At 39.8% G+C, this 23,158-nt stretch carries 19 protein-coding genes; 3 read left to right on the plus strand and 16 right to left on the minus strand.

Going from position 1 to position 23,158, the window contains the following annotated elements; translation table 11 throughout:
• Positions 1-20: 20 nt before the first annotated feature.
• Positions 21-2,198, minus strand: coding sequence for an FUSC family protein (locus tag ACFX40_RS14935; RefSeq protein WP_377255419.1), 2,178 nt, complete (start codon positions 2,196-2,198; stop codon positions 21-23).
• A 188-nt stretch (positions 2,199-2,386) separates the two neighbouring features.
• Positions 2,387-3,202, minus strand: a complete 816-nt coding sequence (locus tag ACFX40_RS14940; RefSeq protein WP_377255422.1) for a hypothetical protein — start codon at positions 3,200-3,202, stop codon at positions 2,387-2,389.
• A gap of 178 nt (positions 3,203-3,380) precedes the next feature.
• Here ACFX40_RS14940 and ACFX40_RS14945 point away from each other — a divergent pair, with 178 nt between their 5' ends.
• Entirely contained in the window at positions 3,381-4,319 is a 939-nt protein-coding gene (locus ACFX40_RS14945; RefSeq protein ID WP_377255425.1) for a VanW family protein, read from the plus strand.
• Between the two features lie 40 nt (positions 4,320-4,359).
• Here ACFX40_RS14945 and ACFX40_RS14950 read toward each other — a convergent pair whose 3' ends face one another.
• The 14 genes from ACFX40_RS14950 to ACFX40_RS15015 form a co-directional block, all read right to left on the minus strand.
• Positions 4,360-5,925, minus strand: coding sequence for a BCCT family transporter (locus tag ACFX40_RS14950; RefSeq protein ID WP_116516326.1), 1,566 nt, complete (start codon positions 5,923-5,925; stop codon positions 4,360-4,362).
• A 66-nt stretch (positions 5,926-5,991) separates the two neighbouring features.
• Entirely contained in the window at positions 5,992-7,179 is a 1,188-nt protein-coding gene (locus tag ACFX40_RS14955) for an iron-containing alcohol dehydrogenase (protein WP_377255428.1), read from the minus strand.
• Positions 7,180-7,208: 29 nt separating this feature from the next.
• Positions 7,209-8,378, minus strand: coding sequence for a Zn-dependent alcohol dehydrogenase (locus tag ACFX40_RS14960; protein ID WP_377255431.1), 1,170 nt, complete (start codon positions 8,376-8,378; stop codon positions 7,209-7,211).
• Positions 8,379-8,399: 21 nt separating this feature from the next.
• Positions 8,400-9,926 (minus strand): aldehyde dehydrogenase family protein, encoded by a 1,527-nt coding sequence (locus tag ACFX40_RS14965; protein ID WP_230932577.1) that lies wholly within the window; start codon positions 9,924-9,926, stop codon positions 8,400-8,402.
• Complete coding sequence (locus tag ACFX40_RS14970; protein WP_377255434.1) at positions 9,910-11,238, minus strand: lyase family protein; 1,329 nt, start codon at positions 11,236-11,238, stop codon at positions 9,910-9,912. The genes ACFX40_RS14965 and ACFX40_RS14970 overlap by 17 nt, the downstream gene beginning before the upstream one ends.
• 23 nt (positions 11,239-11,261) lie before the next feature.
• Positions 11,262-12,695: an aldehyde dehydrogenase gene (aldA, locus tag ACFX40_RS14975; RefSeq protein ID WP_377255437.1), complete on the minus strand. Its 1,434-nt coding sequence runs from the start codon at positions 12,693-12,695 to the stop codon at positions 11,262-11,264.
• A 23-nt stretch (positions 12,696-12,718) separates the two neighbouring features.
• The gene (locus ACFX40_RS14980) at positions 12,719-13,864 is read right to left on the minus strand and encodes a mandelate racemase/muconate lactonizing enzyme family protein (protein ID WP_028408614.1); all 1,146 of its coding nucleotides are present in this window, start codon (positions 13,862-13,864) and stop codon (positions 12,719-12,721) included.
• Between the two features lie 239 nt (positions 13,865-14,103).
• Positions 14,104-14,241 (minus strand): hypothetical protein, encoded by a 138-nt coding sequence (locus tag ACFX40_RS14985; protein ID WP_165573317.1) that lies wholly within the window; start codon positions 14,239-14,241, stop codon positions 14,104-14,106.
• Between the two features lie 148 nt (positions 14,242-14,389).
• Positions 14,390-15,325, minus strand: coding sequence for an ABC transporter substrate-binding protein (locus tag ACFX40_RS14990; protein ID WP_377255440.1), 936 nt, complete (start codon positions 15,323-15,325; stop codon positions 14,390-14,392).
• 18 nt (positions 15,326-15,343) lie between these two features.
• The gene (locus ACFX40_RS14995; protein WP_377255443.1) at positions 15,344-16,690 is read right to left on the minus strand and encodes a sigma-54-dependent transcriptional regulator; all 1,347 of its coding nucleotides are present in this window, start codon (positions 16,688-16,690) and stop codon (positions 15,344-15,346) included.
• A 4-nt stretch (positions 16,691-16,694) separates the two neighbouring features.
• The gene (locus tag ACFX40_RS15000) at positions 16,695-18,821 is read right to left on the minus strand and encodes a sensor histidine kinase (protein WP_377255446.1); all 2,127 of its coding nucleotides are present in this window, start codon (positions 18,819-18,821) and stop codon (positions 16,695-16,697) included.
• A gap of 211 nt (positions 18,822-19,032) precedes the next feature.
• Positions 19,033-19,155 carry a YjcZ family sporulation protein gene (locus tag ACFX40_RS15005; RefSeq protein ID WP_013056948.1) on the minus strand — a complete coding sequence of 41 codons (123 nt, stop codon included), beginning with the start codon at positions 19,153-19,155 and terminating at the stop codon, positions 19,033-19,035.
• 188 nt (positions 19,156-19,343) lie between these two features.
• Positions 19,344-19,856 (minus strand): GNAT family N-acetyltransferase, encoded by a 513-nt coding sequence (locus tag ACFX40_RS15010; RefSeq protein WP_377255449.1) that lies wholly within the window; start codon positions 19,854-19,856, stop codon positions 19,344-19,346.
• Positions 19,857-19,940: 84 nt separating this feature from the next.
• On the minus strand, positions 19,941-20,165 hold the full coding sequence (locus ACFX40_RS15015) for a YczF family membrane protein (protein WP_028408619.1): 225 nt from the start codon (positions 20,163-20,165) through the stop codon (positions 19,941-19,943).
• 145 nt (positions 20,166-20,310) lie between these two features.
• On the opposite strand from ACFX40_RS15015, the gene ACFX40_RS15020 reads away from it, so the two are divergent.
• Both ACFX40_RS15020 and ACFX40_RS15025 read left to right on the plus strand, forming a co-directional pair.
• Positions 20,311-21,933 (plus strand): spore germination protein, encoded by a 1,623-nt coding sequence (locus ACFX40_RS15020; RefSeq protein WP_377255451.1) that lies wholly within the window; start codon positions 20,311-20,313, stop codon positions 21,931-21,933.
• Complete coding sequence (locus ACFX40_RS15025) at positions 21,923-23,146, plus strand: Ger(x)C family spore germination protein (RefSeq protein ID WP_377255717.1); 1,224 nt, start codon at positions 21,923-21,925, stop codon at positions 23,144-23,146. Before ACFX40_RS15020 ends, ACFX40_RS15025 begins: the two co-directional genes overlap by 11 nt.
• Positions 23,147-23,158 lie beyond the last annotated feature (12 nt).

Genomic DNA, 23,158 nt, shown 5'->3' on the forward strand with positions numbered 1-23,158 from the left:
GCGACATATTCGCTGGTTTTTTAGTCTTCATTACTTATTTCTTCTGCTCCCAGCTCTTTGGCTAAGTGAACAACCGATTGATTGATTTTCCATACGTAATAAATGTTATGCAGCAGCTGAAGATGCTGTAAATTTCTTGATTGAACGGACGTGTCAAAATAATCTAAAGATTGTTCAATCTTTTGTCTTACATCTTCAAGCGTGTATACATACGTTCCTCGCTCTCCTCGCAACGCTTTTTCAAGCTGAGTGAAGTTGCTTGCTACTTTCTCTTCCACTTCCTTTACTACACCATGAAATTCTGCTTCCTTGTAAAAAGCCTCGTTTCTAGTAGAAGAAGCTACCAAATGCTTGGCGTAATAATTAATGGCGGTAAAGACGGTCAAAAATTGCTGAAGACGTGAACGGCCAACGAAACCTTTGATAATAGGATATGAATCTACATGAAGCTGTTTTAGCTTTTTTTCTAATTTCATTCCTTTATCAGCTAAATTGGCAAACGCATACTGCTTCGTAAAACGATGCAAATAAGTATGAACAAATTCTTTTAAAGCCGCTACGTATTCTACTGAGGTGTCGGTTATTTTATCTCTTGTTCTTTTAGGAAACACAAGAGCAGATACGGCTAGACCAATTCCAACTCCTACAACTGTATCTAATACGCGAGCTAGTAATAAACTCTCTGAAATCCCCCCAAGAAGCATGTCATACATAAAGGCCAGCATCATCGTAATCCAAAAGCTCATAAACGAATACGTAATAGGAAAGAAATAAAAAGCCATAAACACACAGATAAAAAGCAGCGTTATTTCAAGTATCCCGGGTGAGACAAAGCTTGCGACAACAAAGCCAACAGCTGCTCCTAAAAGCGTTCCTACGCTTCGCTGCACGGCTTTTACAAACGTACTTCCTATCGTTTCTGTACCAAGAAGCACTAGATAGCCTGCTAACAGCGCCCAATATTGATGCGATGGAGATAAAAAAGAGCCAAATATTAATGTCGCAACAGCAGTGATGACCGCTTGAATAGACTTTTTCGTAGATGGCTTTAATCCTTTTTCCTCATCATTATCCTCTTCGTCTTCTTTTTCTTCCGCTTCTTTTTGAGGCTGTTTTTCTTGTTTCACAATTGCTTGCTGCAGCTCATAGGCTTCATCAATCACGTGATTTGATATCGTTTCGATACGGCGGATTAAGTAAAGCCACTCTTTATACCTTTTATCTTGAGGTTCGAGTTCACTTAATTTTTGGCGCAGCTCTTGCAGATGCTGAGCTGCATCCGTTAAGGAATGAGTAGGATTTTCATTTAATACCTCTGCTTCGCGAATCGATTCCACTAGTTTTAACAGCAGCTGCTGAATATCAAAATGATTAAATGCCTTTAGTTCACTGAGCTTTCGAATCGCCGGGGAATATGTCTGGAGCAGCATCACTGTATCAAATACATAAAGGCGCATTTGCTCAGCTGTTACGCCAGGCCATATGTCGTGAGGATCTGTATTGCCAAGCTCTTCTGATGCTACACGGGCATACTCCGCTAATTTTTTAATATTGCGGTTGTATTGTTTAATTTGAGCAGGTTCAATTTGTTTCTTTTGAATTAACTCAATAATTAAATCAAGCACCAGATTCACTTGAATATGAAACGATTTCATTGAAGACCTCAGTACGTTGGCAGGCCGGTCTTTAAAGATAACAAAATTATAAATAAATGCACAGCATGCTCCTACTATAACGCCAGCTAACAGCCACGGCAGCTGAGAAAATGTAACGTGTAAAATAGAAGCAAAATAAAACGACATAAATGCTACCATCGACAGAGAGAAATAGCGAATACCAAATTTCTGTAAATAAAAAGACAAAAACACTAGCAGAACGAGAAAAACATTTTCTGCTTGTCCATATCGTGATAAAAACGAGCCAATTCCAAGAGAAACGGCGCTAGAAAGTGCTACTAATCCTGTTGTCACTTTTTTTGCTTTTGTTGTTTCATCATTTACAACCAATATACCCATCAGGCCGATTACGCCTGCTAAAATAGCAGCGGTAATTTGAGAGCTTCCCGCTGCTTTTAATACAATCAGCATAATAACGACAGCTGTAATGACACTGATCGTAGCTTTAGAAGCTGTTTTGAACCTTTTTCGTCCAGGATCTGCAGCGACTAAGCGGCTAAACCAATATGAGAAAATAAACACCTTCTCCTTTCGTGCTGTAGAGTTCTTTGTAGAAAGAGTAATATTATTACTTATACCCTTTTTTATTCTTTTCTATCGTATGTAAGCACGTTTTTACACTATAACATTGCGAAGGACTAAAGAGCTAAACAAATGCTTAAAAACACATCTGTTTTCTGTCAGACGTGTTTTTAAGCATTAATCAGTACTTACAATGTAAGAGAAGAAATTTCCCACCCGTTTGTTAACGGATTTCTTTTTAAAGTAAAAACCATCGTTGTCTTGTGAGCCCCTTTATTTTCGTAATAAATAAGGCAATCTACGGAGATTTTCTCTTTTGTTTTATACTTTTTTGCATGAAATAAGTCCGTTTTATAATAAATGGTGGAGATACTATGCAGCTTTGCCCATAGCTTATGCTCTTGCTTTACGCGCAAAACCGGCTGCATTAAGGCATCGTCATCTTGCTTTAATCCGGTTAAAAACATATTGACGACTTCTGTCGGCTCAGCTTTTAATGCATATTCATCAAGCTTTCCTCCTGCTTTTAATACCATTAACTGATGACCTGGATCTACATTTTGAGACTTGTGAGTCGTACTTCCTGCAAAATGAATGCAAAAATGACCGGGGAATCCATTGTCAAGCGCACCGGCTCCGTGAGGCATTCCGTTCATGGAAGCGGCAAGCATTTGACCTTTAAACGGAATGAGAACAGCTCTTCGGTTCCAGCTCCATTTACCGTTATATAAGTGCTTCATTACTTTCGTATCTTGACGTGTAAGCGGTTGAACATCTGCATGGTGTGAGCCTGCTCTTCGCTGCACGTAAAAGTAAAAACCGGTTTCCACATCGATCACTTTAAATTTTTTCCCCTTCGGCAGTAAGCTTTCTACACGTTTCCACTTTAATACTTTTCCTGTGTCACTTACCGGAAAGTACGTAAGGTTTTCTTCTGCTTTCATCTTTTGGGGATGCACAAAAAAACTAATAAGCATAAAGACTAAAATCATTAATTTTGTCATTGTCTACCCTCATTACCTTGTAGTTTCTCTATGTAATATGCGAAAGTACACAGACAATTATAAATAGAAATTTTTACACGCTAAGCTCATGGAAAATAATACAAAAAAGAGCTTGTGAATCTTATACATTAAACGGTTCATTTTATTCATACTAACAGGTGAAAGCGAGGTATATGATATGAATTTCACTTGGATGGTTGGACTTTTAATGCTCATTCAACCTCTTTCTACACAAGACCACCTATCTATTACTCATGACGGTAAACCAATTGAACGGATTGAACGGGACAAAGTGGCCGTGCCTCTTCTTCCTCTCCCTATGGTTGATCATGATCGATACAATCTTCTTCTAAAAGAATTGGATAAAAAAACATATAGAGAGCCCATAAATGCCCGCATTGATAAAAGCGGACAGATTGTTCCTGAGCAAGCGGGTGTCAAACTATATCATAAAGATTTTGCGGAGAAATTTTATACTTATTTTTTTAACGGCGGTACGTCAACATTAGAAATCCCGACGCTTCCTGTTCCGCCTCGCGTAGATAAAGAGCTGCTTGCAACGATTCGAATTAAGCAAATCGGTCATTATCATACGGTATTTAACCCTCATAATAAAAATCGTTCTCACAATATTTCTCTTGCAGCTGAATCACTAGACAGCAGCGTTATATTTCCTGGGGAAGTTTTCTCTTTTAATCAAACCGTCGGAAAAAGAACGGCAGCAAAAGGGTATATGCGTGCGCCAATCATTGTAAAAGGAGAGTATTCTGAAGGAGTTGGAGGAGGAATTTGCCAAGTTTCTTCTACTTTATTTAACGCCGTCGATAACGCTGGCGTAACGATTACACAGCGTTACTCACACAGTCGCAGTGTTTCCTACGTACCTCCTGGACGAGACGCTACCGTCAGCTGGTATGGACCTGACTTTCATTTTAAAAATACGTATAGTGATCCTTTGTTGATTCGAGCGCAGGTGCACGGGGGAGTCATAAGCGTGGCCGTTTACTCTACTGATGCGATTGAATATAAGCCTCGGCGCGTGCCTTGGGCTTCTATTGATCAATTGCCGAAAGAGAAAAAAATTGAATCGCATGTTGATACTGAGCCTGCCGATTAAAACGTAAAAAAAGCAAGGAGTAAGCCCTCCTTGCTTTTATTTATACAGCTTTTGTTTCATCTGCATCTTTAATTGCAGCGTTTTTATCTACCTTTGTCGTTCGATCGTATTTGGCTGGATTTTGAGCAATTTTGACTAATGCAATAAGAACACCTATACCTAAAAACAGCGCAGGAACTCCTCCTAGATTGGCTAACATTTTAATTCCATCTAATTTTGCAAAACTAATCATCACCCATCCCACTAAACTTACAGTGACACCCCATACTACTTTAATCATAATGCCCGGAGACGGACTTTGCGGAGAAATTCCCGATGAACTGATTCCGCCCATCGCTTCCATATTAGAATCTGCCGCTGTCACGAATGAAATGAACACGATAAACAAGTAGAACGGAATAACAAATTTAGCGAACGGTAAAGCAGCAAATACTGCATACAAAACGGCTTCAGGCCCGTTTTGTGCCATAATATCTGCGAGCTTCCCTCCTGTCATTTGCATATGAATCGATGTTCCGCCAAATATCGTCATCCATACGCCTCCAAAAAAGGCTGGTAAAATAAAGTTCACAAGAATCATCGTTTTCACTTTATATCCGTATGCAATTCTTCCTAAAAATAATGCGGTGATAGCTGCCCATGAAAACCAGCTTGCCCAATAAAAAGTAGTCCATGACTGCGGCCACGTATCACCTGCTGCCGCTCCTGTAAATAAGCTTTTTTCAAAAAAATGAGTAAAATAATTACCCGCCGACTCCGTCCCTAAATTTAAAATATAAGAGCTTGGTCCTACAATAAATATAAAAATGGCAATGCCGTAGAACGCTTTCATATTAATATCTGATAAAATTCTAATTCCTTTCATTAAGCCGCTTGATGCGGATAAAATAAAGGTAATGGTAACGGCAGCCGTTATAATCGCCCACAGTAAAGGGTTGCTGGCAATACCGCTCAAATGATTAACGCCTCCTGCTAAATTTAAAACACTCGTTCCAAGAGAAGAGGCCATCCCAAGAGCAAGAGTGTACAAACATACCGCATCAATTATTTTCCCTGTTTTCCCGTTAATTTTATCCCCTAAAATTGGAGCTAGCGTAGATCCTAGACTGAACGGTTTTTTCATATTGTAATAAGCAAATGCAAATACAATTGCAGGTACGCAATAAATTGCATACGGCGAAATGGTCCAGTGAAGGTACATAGAAGACATCGAGAAAATGGCTGCTTCTGGAGAATTCGGTTTAATTCCTAACGATTCAGGAGGTGCAGATACGTGGTAGATCGGTTCCACAATTCCCCAAAACGTAACGCCTGCAGCTATGGTTGTACATAAGGTAATCGCAAACCAGTTGCCGAATTTAAGAAAGGGTTTTGCGTCAGGCCCCCCTATTTTAACATTGCCAAGCGGTGAAAAGTAAACACCAATGCATGCGATTACCATCAGCAGCCCGCTAATGCTAAACAGCCAGCCTAAGTTAGAAATAACCCAATTATTTGCATTAGTCGTAACTGTCGTAAAGGTTTCACGGTTTGTAAAACTTAGTAATGCAGCTCCAATTAACAATAAAAATGGAGGCCAAAATACAGCATGTCTGATCTTTTTCATTACGCTTCCTCCTGCCTGATTAATGAGATGTTACATACCGCTTCTTGCAAGCGGTATGTGCTTCTATCAAACTTTCGACGCTCCTATACTTATAATTGCATGTGCAAACTGCTGTAGATCCTCTTCGCTGGCAAAACGGGCATTATTTACTCTCATCGGTTCATTTTCAACGGAAAGCATCACGTCCACAAAGTTAGAGATATTCACAGAGAGTTCATCCCTATCTCCAATCGCAAGGTTTAATCCACTTACAGCTACTAGACGCTTAAATTCTTCTGCACCTGCATAAGCAAGTTCTTCCTTCGTAGAAAATGCTTTCTTTACTCCCAAAGCTTTTGCTACCTCTGCGTACAGTTCCACTGCACCTTCAATGTTCCAGTCGTATACAGCATGCAAAGCAATTGAAACCGCGCGGCCGTGATGGATTTTTCCGACTGTTCCTAACGCATGCCCTATGCAGTGTGCAAGCCCCGTTCCTCCTTGTTCAATCGCCATTCCTGCAAGCGTTGCTGCAATCGCGATCTTTCCTCTTGCCTCTAAGTTTTCAGGCTGCTGCAGCGCCGTTTCTAAGTGTTGACTCACCAATGATATTGCTTGAAGGCCCAGCGCTTGAATAAAAGGATTCGTACGCTTGCCTGTGCATGCTTCAATTGCATGCACAAGCGCATCTAAAGTAGTCGCAGCTGTTAAGAAATCCGGTAGTTTAACAGTAAATCGCGGTTCTAATATCGCTAGTTCCGGTGCCATGTCTTGATCCCACGCCCATACCTTTACTTGATCGTGAGTAGAAAATACAACCGTGCTTGTTACTTCCGCTCCCGTTCCTGAAGTAGTTGGAAGCATAATCGTTTTCACTTTCTTTTTTGCAAAAGGATTGGCCATTAAAGCATAGTGCATCGTTTCATACTGATCCCCTGCAACTAGCGCAGCCATTTTAGCCACGTCCATAGCTGAGCCTCCTCCAAGACCAATGACGCACTTTATCTGATGTTCACGAATGAGCTGGGCAGCCGCATCAATAGAAGCGGCCGTAGGATCACTTTTCACATCATGAAAAACAAACGTCTCTACCCCTTCATTTTGGAGCGCTTTCAATACGGTGTCTGCTAAACCAACTTTGATTACCCCTGGGTCTGTCACTAACACGGCTCTTTTTTCACCGCTCACTGCTTCAACATCTTTTCCAATTTGCAAAACCCGGTCTAGTCCATACGCTATGCTTGTTTTTGTAGTAAATTCAAATACTGAATTCATTGTTTTTCTCCTCTCTTAGCTCATTTACATTATGAAACAATGTCAAATTCATCTCCGTTTTCTAGCGAGGCTTGGGATACAATCGACGGAAATTCAATCACTGACCGGCCTACGTTTACACAATTACAATCATGAAATGACTGAAAAGCTTCGTTAATATCATCAAGCTGCATGCGTCCAAGAATCAGTTCGTCTAACATAAATTTTCCGTCTAAATAAAGCTGAGCAATTTTAGGAAAATCACGAAACGGCTGCGTGTCTCCGTAAAAGCTTCCTTTTAACACTTTGCCGACACGATGAAAGCCTCCGCCTGGTAAATTAATAGACATGGATGGGTTAAAAGCTCCTACTACAACTACCGTACCTCCTTTTCTCGTTCCTTCCCAAGCAGATTCAGTAGCTTTTGTATGACCGGTGCAATCAATCGCGAAATGGACGCCATGTCCTCCTGTTAAAGCTTTTAAAGCTTCGCTTGCTTCTTCTGAAGCTACATTTATCGTATGAGTAGCTCCGAATGTTTTAGCAAGTTCCAAATTAGCTGGTTTGACATCGCATGCAATAATTTTACTTGCTCCCGCAATCCGAGCCCCTTGAATAGCATTAACCCCTACCCCTCCGATGCCAAAGACGGCTACCGTCGATCCCGGCGTAACTTTTGCGGCGTTCACAGCTGCTCCGTACCCAGTCGCTACACCGCATCCAATTAAAGAGGCTTGAGCCATCGGCATTTCATCAGGAAGTTTAATACAAGACATTTCCGGCACCACCGCATATTCAGCAAAAGTGGAAAGCAGCGAGTTATGAAAAACCAGCTCTCCATCTTTACTTAATCGAGAGGTACCGTCTAACAGCGTTCCGTTAAACATCGGTCCAAAAGCCGAATCACACAGATGTACGGCCCCTGTCACACAAAACTCACACGTGCCGCAGTAAGGAACCCAGCTAAGCGCTACTTTATCTCCTACTTTTACCGTTTTCACGTTTAAACCGACTGCCGTTACAATACCTGCACCTTCGTGACCTAAAATAGTAGGTGTTGGTGTTGAAGAGTCTTCTAAAGCATTTAAATCACTGTGGCACACGCCCGTTGCTTCTATTTTCACAAGTACTTCATTGGCTTTTGGCGCTCCTAAATCCACCGCTAAAATTTCAAGAGGCGCATTAACGCCCGTCATGACCGCTGCTTTCATTTTCATCATACTTTCCTCCAGCTTTTTAATTTAATAAGCCATCCATATTGCTTTTATTTTTGTGTAAGATTGAAGAGAATGAATCGCATATTCTTTCCCCCATCCGCTTTGTTTCCATCCTCCAAATGGGCTGGCAAAATCATAGCAGCCGTATTTATTGATAAAAACCATGCCTGCTTCTAGTTTCTTGGCTACACGATTGGCTCTTGACACATCTTTTGTCCAGAGTCCAGCTGCTAAACCATAAATCGTATCATTCGCAATTTGCACCGCTTCATCTTCTGTATCAAACGGAATTACACACAGTACAGGACCAAAAATTTCTTCTTGTGCAATGGTCATCTTATTATCAACATCTGCAAAAATAGTAGGACGGATAAAATACCCGTGCTTATTATCTCCACTCACATCGCGCTCTCCGCCCGCTGCTAGCGTAGCTCCTTCACGTATACCGCTCTCGATATAGTGTAAGATTGACTGCATATGAGATTCAGAGACTTGGGCTCCTTGATCTGAATCAGGATCGAAAGGACTGCCGCACTTGTAGCTATTTGCATAATCTGCTAACTTATCAACTACCTGCTCGTAAATGTCACGCTGTACTAACAAGCGAGTAGGCGCTGAGCATTTTTCTCCTTTATGTGTAAACAAGCCGTAAAAAGAACGTTCAATCGCAGCATCCAAATCGGGTGCATCGCTAAAGATGATATTTGGTGATTTGCCTCCAAGCTCAAGGGTCACAGGCTTTAAATTAGAGTCGGCAGAATCATGAACCAACTGTTTGCCTACTCCTGTGCTTCCGGTAAAAGATACTTTATCAACTCCCATATGACGGCTGATATGAGAACCGATCGATCCTTTTCCTAAAATTAAATTTAAAACACCTGGCGGTAAGATGTTTGCTTCATCGATGATTTCTACTAAACGAATCGCAGAAAAAGATGTCGTGCTAGAGGGCTTTAAAATAATGGTGTTGCCCATCGCTAGAGCCGGCGCTAGTTTCCATGCGGCCATATCGATTGGAAAGTTAAATGGTACAATTTGACCGCATACGCCGATTGGATCGCGCGTTGTATAACTCACGAAATCTCCTTCCACCGGATTGTTTTCACCGTAATATTTATCCGTCCAGCCAGCGTAATACTCAAATAAATCCGACGCTTCTTGTACATCGTCATGGTACGATTCTGTATAAAGCTTGCCGTTATCAAGAGACTCCAATGTGGCGAGCTCTGCTTGATGTTTTTTAATTAAACTGCTTATTTCTCTTAAAATTCGCGCGCGTTCTTTTCTTGTAACGCTTGGCCAGGGACCGTGGTCAAACGCGTGTCTAGCTGAAGCTACTGCTTCATCGATATCTTGTTTTGCTGCACTTTGAATTTGGCCATTAATTTCTCCGTTTGCAGGGTTAATAGAATCAATTAGTTCACCGCTTGAACTTTCTTTCCACTCCCCGTTGATATAGAGTTTTTTAGGTTCTTTCAGCCACTCTTTTGCCCATAATAATGCAGGTTGTTCCATTCCTTTAAATAAGGTTTTTTCATTTAGTTTTGTCATATTCACATTTCCTCCATTTTTTCAGCCCTTCATAGCCTGCTTCTTTTAAACTACCTGCAACGCGGCTATAGCCATATTTTTCTTTCATTTCAACAATCAACGGAATACGCGATTGAGAAAGCTGCTGACAGCGCTCTGAATTGGCTGATAAATCCTGCACGCAAAGCGTCGAAAAACTTCTTACAGCGCTGGTTAAAAACTGAATGCTATCTAAAATATTAATTCCAGCGGCTCCTTCGAATACATTTAAATTTAATTCTCCGTGTTCAAGAGCAGCTTGAACGATTCTGTCACATCCTAGCACTTGAAAACAGCATTGAATTAAGGTTTCAGGTACCACAGGATTGACTTTGCCTGGAAAGAATGAGGAACCTGCTTGAACAGATGGTAATTGAATTTCGCCAAAGCCAGCTTCTGGTCCAGAAGAGAGCAGCCTTAAATCTTTAGCAAACTTTATAAAAGACGTAGCCAGCTGCTTTAATTCGTTCGAAACATTAGCAAGATCATCAATATTCTGTGCTGCATCAAATAAATTAGCGCGGTGGTAAAGCTGCATACCAGATAGACGTGACAGCTGCTGAACGACTTTACTTCGGTATATCTCTGATGCTCCCGATCCGGAGCCAATAACCGTACCTCCAAGATTAACAGCGTGCAGTTCTTCTACCGCTCTTTTTAAATAGCGCGTACGCCGTGAAAGAACCGCTTCATATCCGCTGAATGTATCACTAAGCGAAATACTCATCGCGTCTTGCAAGCAAGTCCTTGCGATTGTCACCACAGGCTTGAACTCTTCCATCTTTTTTTGAAGAATAGAATGGAGATGCTCCATTTCTTTTTCTAAATAATGATAGCTTTTAATAATCGCAATTCGGATAGCGGTATGACACACATCAGAAGTTGATTGAGATGCATTTACATGTTCAATAGGATGAATAGGAAGATGATGTGGGCACTGCTGGTTTATCCATCCTGCTATTACTTCATTCACATTCATATTCGTCCCGATACCGCCTCCGCCGTGCAGCACATCAATCAAAAAATGATGGTGATAAGCGGAGCTTTGCAATTGGTCACATGCATTTGATATGGAGTCTCCCATTTCTTTTGGAATTACTCCAGCTTCTACGTTTGTTAAGGCAGCTGCTTTTTTTACGATTAACAGTGCATGCACGTAGTCCGGATATTCATGCAATCTTTTATTAGAAAATGATAAATTCTCAATTGTCCTGGCCGTGTGAATGCCGTACAAAATCTCTGCCGGGAGCTCAACTTTTCCAAAACTATCTTCCTCCACACGCGTTTTCTCCACCTGTGCTCACCTGCTTTTTAAAATTAAAATTTCATATAAACTGTTTTCACTTGTAAAAACTCTTCAAATCCATGTTTGCCATCGTCTCCGCCGATCCCCGATTGCTTCCAGCCGGAGTGATAGCCTTGATATGCTTCGCCCTGCTGGCGGTTCACGTATACTTCACCGCATTCTAGCTGCGTAGTTAGCTCCATTACATAATGGTAGCTAGATGTATATACATTAGCGGTTAATCCGTATTCAGAATCATTCGCTAGATTAATTGCTTCTTCAAGTGATTCAAACGAAATAATGGGAAGAACGGGCCCAAACACTTCTTTTTGCACGATATTCATTTGTTGCGTACACTGATCTAATAGCGTTGGTGGATAAAAGCTTTCTCCTAATTCCTCTAGCAAATAGCCTCCGCATAATACAGCGGCTCCTTCTTCTACGGCCTCAAGTACCATTTGATGAACGCGGTTCGCTTCAGATTTGTTAATGAGACAGCTCATTTCTGCATCTGGATTAGCCAAACCATCTTTTATCTCTACATTTTGAAACGCTTTCAATAGTTTAGTAGTAAACGCTTCTTTTACACTTTTATGAACGTACACACGCTCAGTGTTATTGCAGACTTGACCGGAGTTAGCTAACCTGCCTCCCTTGATTGCTTCAACCGCTAAATCAATATCCGCATCTTCCATTACAATAGCAGGTGCTTTTCCGCCTAATTCAAGTGATGTACGAATCATATGACGAGAACATTTTTCCATAATACCTTTTCCTACTTTAGTACTTCCGGTAAATGTCACCATGTTTACATCAGGAGATGAGGTTAACGTTTCTCCTACAATGTCATCCATACCTGTCACAATATTAATAACACCTTTTGGAAAGCCGGATTGATGAATGCACTCCGCTAATGCTAAAGCAGATAAAGAAGATTTTACGCTCGGCTTGACCACAACCGTATTACCTGCGACAAGCGCCGGTACAATTTTTCTCATCAGCACATAAATCGGAAAATTCCAAGGTACAATTACCACGACTACGCCAAGAGGCTCTTTATAAGAAATAATTTTCTCCTTTACGTTATCGCTGTCTACTACGTGACCTTCAATGCGTCTTGCCCACTGAGTTTGGTACTCACCAAGCTCTGCTCCGTAAAACACCTCTGATTTCGCTGCATTTAAGGGTTTTCCCATTTCCTGTGTAATGGCTGTTCCGATGTGTTCAATATGTTCTTCTGTTTTCATGTTCGTTAAAAATTTTTTAATTTGTTCAGCCCGGTCATATGACGGACGAAGCTTCCACTCTTTAAAAGCTTGTTTAGCGCAAGAAACAGCGTGCTCTGTTTCTTCTGTACTGCAGGAAGAGACTTGGGCTACGACTTCACCCGTTCTTGGGTACGTGATATTCATTTGACTGCTGCCTTGAATAAATTCTCCGTTTATATAAGCACTGTATTTCTTCACTTTGTGTTCACCCTTTATATCAGTTAAATAGAAACTGTATTTTTTTCACCTACGTAGAAATGATTAATTTCGTACTGTTTTAAAGCTTCTTCATCAAGATCGATGCCTAAACCCGGCTTTTCTGGCGCTACTAAATAACCATCTTTGTCAATCATAAGCGGGTTTTGCTGAATATAATCTCTCCGTTCGTTAGACCATGCTGGAGGATCGTAAGGAAATTCTAAATATGGACAGTGACTGACCGCCGCTGCTAGATGTAAATTTGCCAGTAAACCAATGCCGTTTGTCCATGTATGCGGGCTGAACCAAGCGCCGCTTCCTTGAACAAGATCCGCAACTTTTTTCGTTTGCGTAATTCCTCCTGACAATGCTACATCCGGCTGATAAACGTCTAATGCATTTATTTTGTTTAACTCTCTAAAGTCATGCATATGACGGTTCATCTCTCCCCCTGCAATTCGAATACCTACTCGATCCCGAAGTTTTGCCATCAGTTCAAACTGATGAGAAGGCAGAGGTTCTTCAAGCCAAAACACTTTCAGTTCTTCAAGTTCTTTAGCTACTTGATAGGCCATTTTTAAGTCCCACGTCCGTTCAACGTCCCACGGCATTTTCCATCCTTGATTTGCGTCAACCATAATCTCTAGCTTGTCACCAACGGCTTTTCTGACCGCTTCCACTACTTGAATATCGTCTTTTACATCTTTGTGATGAAAACGAATTTTCATAGCTTTGAATCCTTGCTCTACAAATCGAATTGCACGCTCCGCACGTTCTTCAGGAGTCACGATTTCTCCCGTTGAAGCATAAGCGAGAAGCTTGTTAGATCGGGCTCCAAGCAATTTATAGACGGGCTGTTTTGTTGCTTTCCCCATCAAATCCCATAGAGCTAAATCAAGCGGCCAGCATCTGCCATAGTGAAAATCTATATTTTGAATCACTTGTGCATGTCGTTCAATGGCAAAAGGATCTTGACCGATAAACAAATGTTCATGTCCTTCAAGCCCCATCATTAAATCTCCTGATCCGACTCCCGTTATTCCTTCATCCGTATGTACATAGACAACGGTAGAAGCAAACTTTTTGCGGGGCTCAGGGTCCCAAGCTGCTTTAAAAGGCGGATTTAAAGGCAGTAAATAATGTTTGATCTCTATTCCCGTAATTTTCATTGAATACTAATCTCCTTACGTTTCAGCATTTTTACTTTCACTTATATCTATTGCAAGATGCGTGCCAAGTTCAAATAGCTGATGTAATCGCTACTTAATAGCAAACAAAAAATAAAGTGTAGAAAATTCGCACAATTTACTGTAGAAATTTTCTACACTCTACAATAAAAAAGAGGTTGAGACATAACGAAATAAATCCAATTGAAAGACGAACAAATGAGATACATGAGCTGGACTGCTTATGACACCGCAATTGATTTCCGTGCAAGGCTTCGCTTTCCGCGGGCGGCCGCTGAGCCTCCTCGTCGCTTTCGCTCCTGCGGGGTCTCACCTGTTCCGCTTTTCCCGCAGGAGTCTTCGCCTTGCCCTCCAATCAATTGCTAGAAGCAACGAAACAAATAAAACGATATGCACCATCACAAAAAAAAAAAAAAACGAACCACTCATCAAAAAGGTTGATGAATGGTTCGTTTTTTTACTTGGGCTCAACTACTTTTGTCCCAGCCTCTTTTTTTATTATATCTATCAACGAGTAAGCAAGTGATTTTCCAGTAAAAATTTATAGGCCACATCTGATACGTCTTTGTGTAAAATATCAACTTGATGATTCAGCTCTACCATCTTTTTATTCGTTAGTTTACTTGATAGTTCATTTAAAGTAGAAACGACAGACGGATAACGGCTTGCTAACGATTGTTTTACTACGGGAGCTGCATAATAAGGCGGAAAAAGAGATTGATCTTCCTTTAGTAACACAAGACCGTATGCTTGAATTCGGCTATCAGATATCATTCCAATCCCTACGTCTACTCTGCCTTCTTTCACTGCTAAAGGAATAATTTCTGAATCGATTCCAATGATTTCAGTTGAAATGGACTTCAACTCATAATTGTCAGCTAATTGAATCAAACCGTCTTTTCTTTTTAGAAATTCATTGTTTGTAGCTATTTTCAATTTTTTATTTTGCTTTTTTATGTAGGAAATCAAGTCAGAAACAGAGTTTAAATGATGCTCCTTTGCAAAAGAACGGTTAACTAAAACTCCCCAGCTGCTGTTAAAATGGCTAGGATTCAGCCACGTTAAGTGTTTTTTCTCATCCGTTTCTTTCACCAGCTGATACAACTTTTTTTCATTATAGACCGGCTCTTGGTTTTGATGCACAATTCTTGCCGTACTTGTATATTCCCAGTACATATCAACATATCCCGCCAAGCTTGCTTTTCGAATAGAATCGCTATCTAAAAAGCGCCTTTCATGTACAGTAGCTCCTTGTTCTTTTAATAGAAGCGCGGTCATTTTCATTAGTAGATATTGCTCGGTCATGGATTTCGACCCAATTGTAATACTAACAGAATCGAGGGGCTTCTTTTCTTCCCTAAGAGGGGCAGTACTGGGCTGCTGACATGCTCCCAGCACTGTAAAACACAGTACCAGTAAGCTGAATATTTTACGATAGGTCATTTCTTTCATATCCTTTTTCTAAAATTTAAGACCCATTTTTTTCATTTTATAAATTAACGTATGGCGAGCAATTCCTAGTTTTTGAGCTGCTTTCGTTTGATTGCCTTTCATTTCTTCAAGAGCGTTTTTAATCATTTCTTCTTCTACTTCACCTAATGCATGTGATAAATTTGTTTGCTTGGCTTTTATCGGCTGATTCCTATATGAATGAGACTCTTGCTTATTAAAAAGATACGTTAAATCGGAGAGCTCAATTGTTCCATGCCGTTTTAAAATATGGACTCTTTCAATCGCGTTTAACAGCTCACGAATATTTCCCGGCCAATCATAAGAAATTAGCTGTTGAAGTGCTGCGTTTGAAACAGCAAGCGTCTTATTGTATTTTGTATTTAACTTTATAATGTGATGATGAATGAGCGGTTCAATGTCTTCTTTTCGGTACCTTAGAGGTGGAATAGTGACCTCCATTAAATTTAACCGATAGTATAAATCTTCCCGAAATTTCTTTTGTTCTACTAATTGTTGAAGCGGTTTATTTGTAGCTGAAATAATTCGGACGTCCAAGGATTCATACTCATTGCTTCCGAGCTGCATTACTTTTTTTTCCTCGATCACATGCAATAGCTTTGCCTGCATGCTTAACGAAATTTCTCCAATTTCGTCTAAAAAGATGGTACCGCCATCCGCAGCAGAAAACTTACCTTTTTGAGAAGAAGCAGCCCCTGTAAAAGCTCCTTTTCTGTAGCCAAACAGCTCACTTTCAAGAAGGGCTTCTGGTATGGCTGCGCAGTTGATAGCGACAAAAGGATTATTTTTCCGATGACTCTGCTCGTGTATCCATTTAGCCATCGCGGTTTTACCTACTCCGCTTTCACCTAGAATTAAAATGCTGGCGTCTGTATCTTTTACGTACTCCACCATTTCAACTAACTTGTTCATTGCTGGGCTTTTTGAAATAAAGTCTTTGTCTTTATCTTTTTCCATCACCGCATCAGATTGCTTGCCCGTACATAGCGAAGCAATAATATTTTTTAATTCTTCAAGTTCAATAGGCTTATTCAAATAATCAGCAGCCCCTATTTTCATAGATTGCACAGCGCTCTCAACATTCCCGTATGCAGTAAGCATGATTACTTTTGATTGCGTTACCTCTTTTAACTTCTTTAATACATCGATCCCCGTCATATCCGGAAGCATATAATCTAGTATCACGACATCTGTATCCAGCGTTTTAGCCATTTCGATTCCTTTTTCTCCGGTATATGCCGCGTGCGTATGAAAACCAGATTTCTGAAGCTTTTTGGCTACCAGCTTGCAAAGGTTCTGTTCATCGTCAATCATTAACACACTGCACTTATTCTCCATGTTTTTAGCCTCCTTTTGTATTTTTCTGTTTGGGAAAACGGCATGTAATGGTTGTCCCTTTGCCTTCTATACTTTCAATAAATAATTCTCCTCCATGTTCTTTTACAATATCTCTTGCAATCGTTAACCCTAGTCCTGAACCTGTTTCTTTCGTGGAGTAAAAGGGATTAAACAGCCACTCTAAGTCCTGCTTGTTAATGCCTGAACCCGTATCTTCTATACGAACAACCACATATTCTTCGTTCATATTCATCGTTTGAATGGAAGCGATAATATACCCGCCCTCATCCATTGCTTCCATTGCGTTTAAGACAATGTTTAAAAATACTTGAATCAATTGATCATAGACCCCTGTAATCAAACATTTTTCTTCAAAGTCTTTTACAATGCTAATGTTTGCTTCATTACACTTTAAACGCAGTAAATGAAACACTTCTTCTAACACTTGTACAAGTGACACTTCTTTCTTTTCCTTTTGACTCATGTTTGCAAAATTAAGAAAATTATTTGTGATCTCTTTGAGACGGTTTACAACGATGAATACATCCGCAGCAAGCTCTTTTACTTCTTCTGAGCAGGCGCTTTCTTCCGCTTCATCCAGCAAAAGTTCAGCTGATCCTGATAAAATGGCTAGAGGATTCTTTATTTCGTGGGCAATTCCTGCCGTAATTTGTCCAATAGACGCTAGCTTATCACTTTGCTGCAGTCTTAGCTGTAACTGCTTTATTTCGGTAATATCTTGCATGACCGCGATAATCCCCATCACTTCACTTGTGTCGGTATAAAAAGTAGATGTCGTAACTTTAACAATTCTTTTTCTGCCGTCTGAATCGAGAATATAGCTTTCTATCTCTTCCATGTCTTTCCCAGATGCCAATGTGTGAAGCAAAATAAAATCTACGCTTTCAGATTTTATTGGTAAATCTTCTAAGTTAACACCAATCATGTCCTGGCGCTGAAAAGCAACCATTCTTTCAAACTGCTGATTCACGTATGTAATTTTACTTCTCGGATCAATTGTAATAATTCCATAAGGAATTCCTTCTAATACATCGTGAAGGTATCTTTCACTTTGCTCAAGCATTTTTTGTTTTTCGTAATTGCTGTTTCCCATTTCAATAATTGTACGTGTCAATATACTCAGCTCATCATCCCTTGCCGGCGCTTCTTTATTTAATGGTACGAACGTTTGAGAATTCCGGTACGTTTTTGCATAGCTTGTAAGCTTGACGATTGGCTGTAAAATATTTTTGATGCCTAACCATATAAAAAATAAAGCAAGCAGCAATATACTAATAAAACTAACGCGCAGTAAAAGAGATAATTTATGTAAAGGAGAAAAGGCTACGTTAGTCGGTACACCGTAAACCAAGTTCCAGCCTTCTTGGTTCGTTTGATAAGCTGCTAAACTCTCTTGTCCATTATGATTTATTTGAGTATAGCCAGAAACGTTTAGTATTTTGTCTACTGAAAACTTCTTGTTAAGCTGCTTATCGCTTGTAGATGCGATGACATTCCCTTTGCGATCCGTTAAAAAACCGAAGTGTCCTCGTGACAGGCTGACGCTTTTTAACACCTCTGATAAATAATCTCGGCTTAGTTCTGCAACAATAATTCCTTTAAATTCTTTATCATTAGTAAGAACAGGTACAGAAATGGTTACTACTTTTTGATGACGATAATTTTGAATAAGATCCGATAAAGCGTACGTATGTGTCCAATACACTTGGGTAAAATTAGGGTGATGATACATTAAATTGTTTTGACTTGAAGCAAAAGGCGTTTCAAACTTTACGCGTTTTTGTTCATTGATATAGTAAATGGAATGAATAACTGAACTTTGTGAATTTGCTTGTTTAGCTCGGTTATACATTCTATTTATGTTAAGATCTGACTCTAGCCCCTCTCCTGCAATAAGCTGCAGCTGCGAAGCTACATGCTCAATTTCTGAATTCAGCCTTTTAGCTATAATATCTTTACTTGCAATGTTTTGAACCTTTACATCTTCTTTAATAATTTTGCTTGCATAGCCAGTGATGATGTAATAAATGATGATGCCCGGTACAATTAAAATAACCGTAAATAAAAGAAGATATTTAGTTGTAATACTTTTTGAAATAGGAAAGTTCACCTTATGCCCTCTCTTTTTTGTTTGCTGCCCCATACATGTAAGCGTTATTATCCGTATTAAAAGTATAGCAGATATCGATCGCGGTAGGGTCTTTTAATTGTTCAATCGTTCATCATAACCGCTAATGAGTAAGTGATTTTCTTAGAAACTAACGGACTTTTAAAATACAAAAAAGCCTAAAGAAATTTCTTTAGGCTATTCAGTGATATAATTAGCAGCCGTAGCCGCCACCGTAACCACCGCTATAACAACTACATCCGATAATTACTAATAGAATAAATAATACAACTAATAAAGCGAAACCAGAACCGAATCCACATCCAGCATTAGACATACAAGCACTCCCTTTCAACGTGATTTTCTGTTGCTAAAACAAAGAAGGTTCAAACATGGGGTGTTTCTCATGGATAGCTTATTGTATGTCTGCCTAGACGTTTTGGTTTGCTGTTCTGCTCATTTTTTAAAAATTGGGCTTGTTTTCGTCTTTACAACTTGGAAAATGCAATTCCGTAAAAGTAAAGTTCATTTCCACTCTTCCTTTAAAATCGCGTAATAATATTCATCCCACCATCCTTTTTCAGTTGGAATACATTTTTTAAAATACCCTTCTCTTCTCATCCCGATCTTCTCCATAACACGATAAGAAGACGTATTCTCAGGCTGACAAGTAGCAATAATCCGATGCAGTTTCATTGTGTTAAAGCCATAGTCCACGATTGCTTTTGCCGCTTCTGAAGCATATCCTTTCTGATGATAGAGAGAATGAAATACCCAACCAATTTCATAAGTATGGTCCCCAAAATAGTTAAAAAAGACGAGATGACCAATTAAAATTTTTTCGTTTTTTAAGACAACTGGAAATTTTTTAACATTTTCTTTCGTATTTTCATTTACAAATTTCTTCGCATCATCCTTACTAAAAACACCTTCTGGTATGTACTTCATGACATTAGCATCAGATGTATATGCGTAGACATCTTGCCAATCTTCATATTTAAATTTGCGTATTAGTAATCTGTCAGTCTCAATGTTCATGTAGTTCTCCCCTATCTCAAAGCTATCTTTCTATACGCTTGTTTCGATAGTGAAGATATAAAAACCTCTTTGCACCACAAGTTACTATTGCTTTTGCTGACGCTTCTTTAAAACAAGATAAAGTGACTCTGCGAAAAAGAAAAATAAAAGAGAAAAAAGGACAAATAATTCGGCCACTTCCATTACACGAAACGGGCTTAACGCATTGTATAGCGCCTGCAGTATGTTCGTTCCTTGAAAAAGATCAATTCCTACAGAAAGAGCAATCACAGATCCAAATAGCAGTAAGCTAACTCCAATAATTTTCATATGTCTACTCCTCACCTAATCATTACTTACCTCATAGGTTCGTCATTTTTATTTACCATCATGCAAAAGATATTTTGTTAAAAATTACATAATTATACGGTTTTTGGTCAAATTAATAAAAACTATAGTAAGGGTGCTTTCATTTATGCCTTCATTCTTTAAAAACCAAAAGTCTAAAAATAAGCTTCCCCCTCAGGCAGATCAAACAAGCAGCGAACAAACAGCTTCTTCTCTTAAGAATCTGCTCTCTGAGAACCTTACCCTCATTAAAGAGAAAACTGGAAACAGCTCAGATATTGTGATTCGTCATTTTAAAATAGGCGTCAATAACAGCTTGGCTGCTGCTATCGTCTACATAGAAGGGATTGTAGATAATCAGGCTATCCAAGATTACTTACTGCAGTCTCTTATGAAAGATAATCAAAAAAACGAACTAAATGATAAAAATGCATTAGAGTTAATTTCCGAAGACATCGTAACAATCGGCAACGTATCGTTTGCAGACAACTGGAATGATTTACTGTCTTCTTTGATGTCAGGAGACAGCCTTCTTATTGTCGACGGCATAAACCGCGTACTCAGCGTGAGTACACAAGGCGGTGAAAAGCGTGCCATTTCAGAATCTACTACCCAAATGGTAGTGCGGGGACCAAAAGGTGCCTTTACTGAGTCTATTGGCACAAACTTAGCCATGGTGCGCCGAATTATTAAAACACCCGACTTATGGCTAGAATCGATGAAGATTGGCCGAGTAACTAAAACGGATGTGACCCTTATGTACATTCATGGCATCGCAAACGATAAAGTTGTAAAAGAAATTCGAAAGCGATTAAAAAATATTGATATTGATAGTATTTTGGAATCAGGTTATGTTGAGCAGCTAATTGAAGATCAAACGGTCACTCCTTTTCCAACTATTTATAATACAGAAAGACCCGACGTGGTGGCAGGTAACCTTTTGGAAGGAAGAATTGCTATTTTTGTGGACGGAACTCCTTTTGTCCTTATTGCTCCCGCTTTGTTCATTCAATTTTTCCAATCGGCTGAAGATTACTACGCACGCTTTGATATTGCGACGTCCATTCGTCTTTTGCGGGTGTTTATGTTTATGATTTCACTTATCGCTCCTGCTACGTATGTGGCGGTTACAACATTTCATCAAGAGATGGTACCCACGACGCTTATTGTAGCTCTTGCGGCACAGCGAGAATCCGTTCCATTTCCCGCGTTTGTGGAAGCTTTTTTTATGGAAGTCACCTTTGAAATTTTGCGTGAAGCAGGGATTCGTTTACCAAAAGCTATCGGCTCTGCCGTATCGATCGTCGGAGCTCTTGTTATTGGGCAAGCAGCGGTTCAAGCGGGGATCGTCTCACCAGCTATGGTTATTATCGTATCGATTACAGCTATTGCTAGCTTTGCCACACCTTCTTTCGATATGGCTATTTCAGCGCGTTTAATTCGTTTTTTATTTATACTAGGAGCGGCTACATTCGGTTTCTATGGTATTATTCTTATTCTTTTAATGGGAGTTGGACATCTGTGCAGCTTACGTTCATTTGGTGTTCCTTATATGACGCCATTAGCACCGTTTATTCCTGCAAGCAATGAAGATACATTGCTGCGGTTGCCATGGTGGACGATGAGAAGAAGACCTAAATTAATTAGTGATAACAAAGTTCGTCAAAGCAAACATCAAAAGCCTGAGCCTCCTTTTTCAAGAGGTATGATTAATCAGGAGATGGAAGAAGATGATCAAAATGAAACATAAAAGTTTATTTTTACTGGTAATGACCATAATGATGGTATTGCTTACTAGCTGCTGGAGTAAAAAAGAGTTAACGGATCTTGCATTTGTATCGGCAATGGGCATTGATAAAACGAAAGATGGGCGATATGAGCTTACCTATCAAATTATTAACCCGGGAAATGTAGCTGGATTACAAGGGGGCGGCGGTACCCAAAGTCCGCCTGTTACGATCTATGCTGCTTCCGGTGATAATTTAGTTGAAGCAAGCAGACGCGCTTCAGCTAGAATTTCACGAAGACTTTATTATGCCCACACCAACTTAGTCGTGATCGGAGAAAAACTAGCGCGTGAAGAAGGAATTAACATTCTTATTGATTCTATTGACCGCGATCCTGAGTTTCGAATTACGACTTCCTTAGTAATCGCAAACCAGTCAAGTGCTGCTAATTTGGTAAAAGCACTAACGCCTGTGGATAAAATTCCAGCAAACAAAATTATGAAAACGCTGGAGTTCACTCAAAGAAAATGGGGAGAAAACCTCAAGGTTTCTTTTCAAGAAGTGATGAAATCTCTCGAATCTCCCGGAGGAGAAGCACTAGTCTCGGGTTTTCGTTTAGTTGGAAATCCTCAACAAGCAGAAAAATTAGATAACCTCCAGCAAAGCGCACCAGAAGCTACCCTTCGTGCTTCTGGCATTGCTGTTTTTAAAAATGGAAAGTTAATCGACTGGTTGTACAATAGTCCAGCCAGAGGCAGCGTTTGGATTCTTGATAAAATACAAGGAACCGATATTAATGTAGACTGGAAAGGAAAAAAGGAAGCGCTTGCCTATCAAACAGTTCGTCAAAAAACGGATGTATCTGTAAAAATGGTAAAAGGAAAACCTTATGCGTCCGTTCACACTCGCGTAGAAGGCGATCTTGGAGAAGTTGAGGTCCCCGTTGATACCCGTCAACCTGCTGTAATTAAAAAAATGGAAAAAGGTGCAGGTAAAGAAATAAAAAAAGAATTACAAATAGCTATTAAACAAGCTCAGACAAACAAAGTTGACATCTTTGGATTCGGAGAAGCACTAGCACGCACGCGGCCTAATCAGTGGGAAAAACTCAAATCAGAATGGGATGACGTTTACTTTCCAAAATTAGATGTAGACGTTAAAGTAGAAGCTTACATTCGCCGAACAGGTCTGCGCAATAAGTCGTTTCTCTCTAGCGTAAAAGAAAAACAAAACTGAGGTCAGGAGGTT

The sequence above is a fragment of the Priestia sp. YIM B13552 genome, from assembly GCF_042787775.1.
Taxonomy (GTDB): Bacteria; Bacillota; Bacilli; order Bacillales; family Bacillaceae_H; genus Priestia; species Priestia megaterium_E.